General features: G+C 68.8%; 7 protein-coding genes. 1 reads left to right on the top strand and 6 read right to left on the bottom strand.

Features of this window, described 5'->3' with window-relative positions; translation table 11 throughout:
- Positions 1-123 precede the first annotated feature (123 nt).
- Positions 124-666 (top strand): dihydrofolate reductase family protein, encoded by a 543-nt coding sequence (locus tag Q9R39_RS18525; protein WP_058253419.1) that lies wholly within the window; start codon positions 124-126, stop codon positions 664-666.
- Between the two features lie 118 nt (positions 667-784).
- Here Q9R39_RS18525 and Q9R39_RS18520 read toward each other — a convergent pair whose 3' ends face one another.
- From Q9R39_RS18520 to Q9R39_RS18495, 6 genes are all read right to left on the bottom strand, one after another.
- On the bottom strand, positions 785-2086 hold the full coding sequence (locus tag Q9R39_RS18520) for a TY-Chap domain-containing protein (RefSeq protein WP_165629280.1): 1302 nt from the start codon (positions 2084-2086) through the stop codon (positions 785-787).
- Between the two features lie 87 nt (positions 2087-2173).
- Entirely contained in the window at positions 2174-2977 is an 804-nt protein-coding gene (locus Q9R39_RS18515; RefSeq protein ID WP_165629279.1) for a hypothetical protein, read from the bottom strand.
- 143 nt (positions 2978-3120) lie between these two features.
- Complete coding sequence (locus Q9R39_RS18510) at positions 3121-4290, bottom strand: TY-Chap domain-containing protein (RefSeq protein ID WP_159369747.1); 1170 nt, start codon at positions 4288-4290, stop codon at positions 3121-3123.
- A 285-nt stretch (positions 4291-4575) separates the two neighbouring features.
- Complete coding sequence (locus tag Q9R39_RS18505) at positions 4576-5037, bottom strand: ATP-binding protein (RefSeq protein WP_165629278.1); 462 nt, start codon at positions 5035-5037, stop codon at positions 4576-4578.
- 6 nt (positions 5038-5043) lie between these two features.
- A complete protein-coding gene (locus Q9R39_RS18500; RefSeq protein ID WP_065631340.1) occupies positions 5044-5475 on the bottom strand; it encodes an STAS domain-containing protein in 432 nt (143 codons plus the stop codon).
- Between the two features lie 147 nt (positions 5476-5622).
- Positions 5623-6822 (bottom strand): lipase family protein, encoded by a 1200-nt coding sequence (locus tag Q9R39_RS18495; protein WP_165629277.1) that lies wholly within the window; start codon positions 6820-6822, stop codon positions 5623-5625.
- Between the last annotated feature and the right edge of the window lie 77 nt (positions 6823-6899).

The raw sequence follows: 6899 nt of genomic DNA, 5'->3' as shown, positions 1-6899 counted from the left end.
GAGCGCAAGCGACGAGCCTCGAAGGGTCCCGACAGCAGTCACGAGACTCGAAGCCGATGACTTTTCCGCCGCCCCACGGTCTGACATCGTGACGTTCACCGCGAAGAGACGAGAGGCCACACCATGGGAAAGATCCACGTCCACGAATTCATCACCCTCGACGGCAGCTACGAGGACCCGAGCTTCACGATGCCGTATGGATTCGCCGACGGGATGGGCGAGCTGCTCGGCTCCTTCATGTCCGACTGCACCGGAATCCTGCTCGGACGCAACACCTTCGAGATGTTTGCCCCGGCCTGGGCGCACCGGACGGTCGAGGACGATCCCGGTGCGCCGTTCTTCAACGACACCACCAAGTACGTGGTGTCCTCGACCCTCGACGACGCGGCTGCCTGGCAGAACTCGGAGATCATCGGCGCCTACGACGCCGACCGGATTCGCGAACTCAAGAAGGATCGCGACCTCTACATCAGCGGCAGCGGCACCCTCGTGCGGGCGTTGCTGCGCGACGAGCTCATCGACGAGCTGCACCTGCTGGTGTACCCCGTGGTCCTGGGGAGCGGTGCCCGCCTCTTCGACGGTCTGGCCGATCTGCCTCTCACGCTCGTCGGCACAGACGTCTTCGACAACGGCGTCGTACACCTCTCGTACAGCTCCACCGACTGAGCGGTCGCGATCCTCGGCGGAGATGGCGCCGGAGTTCGTCGAAGGCGCAGCGGCCCTTCGTGGCTCGTCGCTTGCGCTCCTCGCACCTCAGGGAGCAGAGGGGGTCGCTCCTTTCGGACTAGGGAGCAGGGGGGCGTTGCGACGGCCCCGATGCCCCGTCGGCGAGGTCCATGGCGCTGAGGAGCAGGCGGGCGACGCGGGCGTAGGCCTGGTGCTCGGCCTCGCACAGTGCGATCTCCTCGTCGCCGAGCTCGGCATTGCGGGCTGTCGTCAGATTGTCCATCCACTCGCGCATCTCGGCGGCACAGATGTCGAAGAACTCGTGCACACGCTCCCGATCCCGGTGGCACGCCGCGAGAACCGTCGTCGGGGACAGCTTGTTGTCGAGCTTCTGGTTGACCCGCAGGAGACTGAGCAGGGCGCCGGGCAACCGATCGCCACGGCGGCGGTGCTCCAGTTTGGGGCCGCTCTCGAGGCGTCGGATCATCTCCCCGCGCGCCGACCGGGCGAAGTCGTCCCAGCGTCGGAGGGCGGCATCGAGATTGGCCGGACTGAAGACCGCGACGTCGATGCGGCGCTGGGCGAAGACGAGCCCGTTGCGCACGACCAGCGCGACTTCGGGCCACCGCGGCGAGAACTCGGCGACGACCATTCCGAGCAGCGAGGGTGCGGGCACCGACGAGCTGAGGATGGTCACGATCTCCAGGGAGCGGGCGTCTCGGGTCGGTCGGAGCAGTGAGGTGCCCGTCGACCGCAGGAAGATGGCCTTGCGTGGGCTCACCACGGCGGGACGTCCGGCCGCGCTCATCGCGGCGCGGGCCAGTTCCACGAGATGGTCTTTCGACTGCGGCACCACCCCGCCCTCGACGGGGGCGTCGAGGAAACGGGCCGGGGCGGTGAAGCGCAGGGTGTCGGCGTCCGTGCTGCCGACTCGATCCGAGTCGACCGGCCGGCCGGCGTCGGTCTCGTCGGCGTCGATACCGTCAGCCGGGGAGTGGTGTCGGGCGAAGGACGGGTCGCCGATGCTCACGAACGACGGGTGGATGACACCCCACACCTCGCGCAACGCCCGCACGGCGGCGCCGGCGAGGTCGCCGGACCGAACGGCATCGGCTTCGAAGCAGAAGGCGCTGCGACCCTCGAGCCGGCACCAGCCTCGGTCGACGATGTAGGTGGCCTGGCGCATCCACCGGTCCTTGTCGGTCCAGGTGAGGTCCCCCGCCGAGATGGTGCAGCGCAGGCGGTCCGCCGACTCTCGACTCCCGGCCACCGCGAAGGTCATCCGTCGTCGCCATCCGCCGGCGGCCGCCTCGACGATCGACAGCGTCTGACCCGGCAGGAGACGTGGCACCCGAACCGCGAGAGTGTCGGCGAAGTCCCGCCAGGCCGCCTCGAGGTCGGCGTCGAAATCGGGGGACATGCAGGCTCCTCGTGGGCGGGACGTACGCGGACCGGATCCGAATAGTACGACGCCGCGCAGACACCCGTGGCGACACCCGCAACAGAACTACAGGGGGGCGGAGTGCTCGATCTTCTCGTCGTAGACCGGGTCCCACGGGAGATCGTGGTCGGCGTAGTCGGTGCTCGTCAACGCCACGTGGGGTACCGGTTCCCCGGTGAGCGATTTCCACGTGATCGAGTTGACGATGCGGACCGCGGCGGCGTCGGACGTCGTCGGATGCCAGGTGTCCGCGGACTCCAGCGGACCCATCACGCGCGGCGCGGGGAGCCGGGGATGCGCACCGGACTGCCCGGTTCGCGACATGTCGCAGAGCACACAGGTCCCGGACGCCGACGGCAGATGACGGCGGCGTCTGGCCCACGCTTCGGCGCGCATCGGGATGACTGTCAACTGCACCAGCGTCCCGGCGCGGCCTAAGTCCTGAACACCCTGTGTCGAAGGGGCGACGACCTGTTGTTCTCGGCCGGCGGGGCCTCGACACCACGCGACGGACGGCTGTGTGGGCACCTCGAGGTAATCGCCGGCGTCGAAGTCCGGCACGCACGTGAACGCACTGCCGCTGACGACGTTGACACCGTCGACGCCGACCATCACCAGGAACGGGTGCAGGTGCGGCGAGGAGAAGTCGAGCCAGGTGGCCTCCGACTGCCACATCGGGATGGTCGCGTGCGCGTCGCCGTCGGGTGAACCCTGCGCGAGGCGGAGGGCGCCATGGCCGCCCACCGCGCCGCGCCGTCCGACCGGGTCCGCGGTGCGCAGAGCCCGCTGGAACGTGACGTGCAACCGGGCGTCGCGACCCAGCTCGGGAAAGGTGATCGTGAGTGCGCGCCGATCCGTGGTGATGGCCATGTGAGGGCTCCGATCGATGACTGGAACCGCTGAGGGTTGCCTAACCAATTGAACGCCTCATCTGGCGGCGGTGCGATGCTCCGCGTCGGAAATCGTCCGCGCAGACTACGTGCAGGGGTCCTGCCGGTACCGATTTGCCTGAGTCACTTGGCCTGCGAGCTGCGATCCGCGGCGTCGTCGTCGGACAGCACGACGACGCGCAGCGCCGCCCGCAGGTTGTGCGTGGTCGCCTTCCAGGCCTCGGCTTCATGGCGGCACGCGTCGGCCTCGGCCGGGTCCGACGCGGCGGCCGCGTCGACCGCCGACCGCCGCCAGGTGAGGTGCTGCTCCTCGCTGGTGTTGATGTACGAGAGGATGTCGGCCTGGCTGTACCGGCAGATCTTGGCGACCTCGCGGGCGGACAGCGAGCGGCCGTCGGGGTCGAGTTCGAGCAGTGTCTGCAGAGCGTCGGGGAAACGGCCGTCGTTCCTCGCGGTCAGTGGTGCGTCCTCACCGACCTTGGCGATGACCGACGGGGCGCAGTCGGCCAGGAACGTGAACCACTCGGCCAGCGCCGAGCTCAGGTTGTGCGGATGGAACACGGCGCACTCGACGGTCAGCGTCGCGAAGACCTCGTCCTCGAGGAGATGCACACGTACCGCCGACCCCATGGTCGGCTGGGCGGCGACGATATCGGCGGCGCGCCGGCGGTCGGTGATGTCACCGGCGAGGCGCGCGAAGAACTCGAAGCGGGGTGCGTCGTTGCGCGGACTCAGCCACGACGAGACGGGCTTGGTGGGCAGGGCGATGTCGCCGTCGGCGTCGGTCTGGATACGGCAGCCGGTGAGGTCCTCGAGCGAGCCGACGAGCAATGCCCGCAGATGGTCGGCGTCGAACGGCTGGACCGCGACCTCGATCTGGGGTTCGGGGCGCGCGGCGGGCGAATGGTCGAGGAACGCGGGGTGCACGACCTCCCAGACCTGCCGGAGCGTCAGCACCGTCGTGTGCGCGAGCTGATCGACGCGGCGCCGCCCGACTTCGAAGATGTGGGTGCCGTTGCGCAGACGTCGCCACCCGAGGGCGGCGAGGAGGTCGAGATGCTCGGCGAAGTACTCCGGCGTGGGATGCAGGTCGGTGTCCTCGATGGTGCAGCGCAGCCGGCGCGAACCGGTGACCGAGAATCGCATCGTCCCGTGCGGACCCTCCGGGATGGCGGGGTCCTGCTGGATCGTGAGGGTCTCGCCCGCCTCGAGATGCGACAGACGATCTCCGACGTGCAACGCGAACGTGCGCCACGCGTCGTCGATGTTCGAGTCCACGGTGAAGTCGGTCATCTCGACTCCCTTCCTCGTGCGCTGACGTGCATGCGCATTGTGCAGCGATGTCAGGATCGGGAGCACGCTCCACCGAGCTGTTCGACGGCCGGCCCCGAACCCGCCTTCGGACTTCAGGTTATGTGACTCGGCCGACAGACTTGGTCACTTGAACAGACCCGTCGACGAAGCCTTGCCCGAACCGTACCCCTAGGTCGGCGGCCCGGCTGACTCAGGCATCGGTTGTTAACCGACAAGAAGTACTTGTGTCCCCAGCCCGGGGGACACCCGTCTCTCGGGCGGTTCTCAGACGCTCTGTCGTTGACGCCAGCTCAGGGTCACCGAGGTCCCGTGCGGTCCGCTGGTGACGTCGGATGCGTCGCAGAGTGCCGAGATCAGGGCGAGTCCGCGACCGCGGTACGGCGACGACGACGCATCTGTCTTCCACTGCCCCGTGTCGGTGACGATGACCTCCAGGGAATCGTCGCGCGTCTTCCGCGCCCGGACATCGATGGCACCGGGCCGGGTGCCGGGCGATGGGGTGGCGTAGGCGTGCTCGGCCGCGTTGGCGACCGCCTCGTAGACCGCGAGGACGATGTCGCTGCGACGCTCGGCGTCCACGCTGATCGTCGTGTCCAGCCACTGCGCGAACTGTTGCCGGAAGCGGTAGGCGGACTCGGGAGAGGCCGTGACCGAAAATGCGAGACCGGTCGCGTCCGTCCCGTCCGAGTCGCCGGGGTCGCGGTGAGCCGATGAGATCCGAACCATCTGTGACTAACCAGCCGGACGGTCGGCCAGCCCCTCTGTGGTGGTCATGGCCGTGATTGCGTGGTTCAGAGTCGGGTAGAGCACCATCGTCTGGTCGAGGCCCATGATGGTGAGGGGGCGGGCGGTCGCCGGTCCGGCGGCCACGACTCCGAACATGCCGGTGGGTGCGATGGCCTCGTGTGCCGCGACGAGCGCCGCCATCCCGGCGGAGGCCAGGAACTCGGTGGTCGTCAGGTCGATGATCAGACCGTCGGGTTGTCCGCTCAGCGCCTGCGACACGGCGTCGGACAATTGCGGGGCGGTGAGCACGTCGATGCTGCCCTCCACGGTCAGGATCACCAGTTGCTCATGTGCTGCGGACACCACCGACATCAGCGCGCGTCCGGCACTCAGGCCACTGTCGTCGACGATCACAGCATCAGGATTCTCTGCCTGCATCGGGTGGCCCTCTCTACGGGGGACGGCGGCAGGCCGACTCGCGGCCCCGTCCCGGGAGATGTACGACGGCAGCTGCTCAACCGGTGACCCCATCGTGCCACGACATGACGCCACGCCGGTGCCGGGGTGCGCGAACGCCCTCGGCGGCTACTTTCCGAAGAGTCGGCCGAGGAAGGGGATGGTGTCGGCTTGCGATCGGACCAGCGTGCCGCTGTGGTCGCTCGGATAGGTCCGGAAGGTCACCGGCTGGCGGTTGGCGGTCAGGGTCGCCGCATAGGCCGCGGTGGTGGGGTACGGCACGTCGGTGTCGAACAGGCCGTGGCCCATGAAAAATGGCTTGTCGAAACCCTTTTCGGGCATGCCCAGGTAATTCGCCAGGGTCGCCGAGAATCTCGGCAGACTGGTCAGCGGGGCGGTGAAGTAGTCGCCGAGCGAGACGCCCCGGAGCTGCTCCTCGAATTCGCCGACGCAGCGGGTCTCGGCGAGGGCCACATACTTCCGGCCGGTCGGCGTGAGGATGCGATCGATGCCGAGCTCGGGGTGTGCGTATCGGAGTCCGGCGAGGATGTAGCTGAGGTAGGCGGTCAGCGCCGGGGTGATCGCCACCGGCGGGACACCCGGACCCGCGATCTGGACCAGTCGTTCGATGTAGGCCGGGGTGCCGGTGCCGACGGCACCCCGGTAGTCGAGCTCTTCACCGCCGAACTCGGTCGCGTAGCGCGCGGTGTAGATGGCCGCGCCGCCGCCCTGTGACTGCCCGACCGCTGCCCAGGAGCGCGACAACCGTTGTGCGACAGGTCGAGTCGAAGAGAACTCCCGGCCCGCTCGCACCATGTCGACGACGTTGTGGGCCGTCGTGCGGCCGTCGAGGTAGGCGTGCAGACCAGGGGTGCCCAGGCCGGCGTAGTCGCTGGCCACGATGGCGTAGCCCTGCTGCATCCACTTGGCTAGGTACGGCAGGTCGCGCTCGGGCAGGCCCGGACCCCGGACCGAGGGGGCGCAGTCGTCGCCGATCCCCGACGTTCCGTGGGCCCACGAGATCACCGGCCAACCGCCCGGCGGTGCCGTCCCCCGTGGGGTGAACACGGTCCCGGTGCTGAGCGCCTTCGTGCCGAAAGCGTCGGTCGTGACATAGGTCAGGACGGTGGCGTCGGCGGAGCCGGGCACCCAGAACTGCGGGGCGAGCGGCCTGGCGGAGACGACCGCGCCGGCGTCGCCGAGATTCGACGGCGAGGAGATCGCCGGGCCGGCGGCGAGGGTCCCGGCCGCTCCGGAACCGCCGATCGCGACCGCCGCACACACGGCCAGTGTCAGAACCTTGCGGTGCCATCGCGTCACGATCCACACCGTACTGCGAACGGGTGCCGGTCGTCGATTCCTCGCCTGTTCCGTTATCGCTCAGTTCCTTTCGGTGCGCCGGGAGC

Source organism: Gordonia sp. AC31 (genome assembly GCF_031844505.1).
GTDB lineage: Bacteria > Actinomycetota > Actinomycetes > Mycobacteriales > Mycobacteriaceae > Gordonia > Gordonia hongkongensis.
The sequence above is the reverse complement of the archived record's forward strand: the minus strand, read 5'-3'. Positions and strand labels throughout refer to the sequence as shown.

Coding starts and splice junctions, on each gene's coding strand:
- Q9R39_RS18525 (WP_058253419.1), top strand. CDS start 124: ATGGGAAAGATCCACGTCCACGAATTCATCACCCTCGACGGCAGCTAC.
- Q9R39_RS18520 (WP_165629280.1), bottom strand. CDS start 2,086: ATGTCCCCCGATTTCGACGCCGACCTCGAGGCGGCCTGGCGGGACTTC.
- Q9R39_RS18515 (WP_165629279.1), bottom strand. CDS start 2,977: ATGGCCATCACCACGGATCGGCGCGCACTCACGATCACCTTTCCCGAG.
- Q9R39_RS18510 (WP_159369747.1), bottom strand. CDS start 4,290: ATGACCGACTTCACCGTGGACTCGAACATCGACGACGCGTGGCGCACG.
- Q9R39_RS18505 (WP_165629278.1), bottom strand. CDS start 5,037: ATGGTTCGGATCTCATCGGCTCACCGCGACCCCGGCGACTCGGACGGG.
- Q9R39_RS18500 (WP_065631340.1), bottom strand. CDS start 5,475: ATGCAGGCAGAGAATCCTGATGCTGTGATCGTCGACGACAGTGGCCTG.